The organism is Methanosarcina spelaei (assembly GCF_002287235.1).
GTDB classification, from domain to species: Archaea; Halobacteriota; Methanosarcinia; order Methanosarcinales; family Methanosarcinaceae; genus Methanosarcina; species Methanosarcina spelaei.
In genome coordinates, this window is record NZ_LMVP01000407.1 from 1 (window position 1) to 445 (window position 445).

General features: G+C 51.5%; 1 pseudogene. It reads right to left on the reverse strand.

Going from position 1 to position 445, the window contains the following annotated elements:
* Positions 1-16: 16 nt before the first annotated feature.
* Positions 17-445: pseudogene (locus ASJ81_RS15385) on the reverse strand (CO dehydrogenase/acetyl-CoA synthase complex subunit alpha); the annotation flags it as partial.

A 445-nucleotide genomic window follows, 5' to 3' on the forward strand; every position in this document is an offset into this window, starting at 1 on the left:
GTAGTGTCTACCATTTTCAGGCCCCCTTGCAAAGTCTCTTAAGGTTAGTTGGCTGAGCTGAGACGTCGAACTTAATCTTCGGACCGGAGATGATCTTCTTCTTCTTCCAGTCGATTTCCCAGCCGCGCTCTGATTCGAGTCTCTTGAGGAGTGATTCACGCTTAGCAAGCGGGAGGTCGGCTTCGGTTCTGACGAATTTCCACCAGTCGTCCGGTTCTACACCGAGGTATTTCAAGGAAAGCTCCATCCAGTGGGTCAGCTTTATAGATCTGCCCATGCTGTTATCGGACGGACGGATGCAGGCTTTTGCCATCATCGGAATTGCTTCCTGCCAGGTCTCTGCAGTTGTCAGCAGGAATTCCGGTGCTGGTGGGATGTTCATCTCTGAGCCGTCTCTGGCATCATAGGCTTTCCACTTGGACTCGTCTAAGATCTTGGCGTTCAA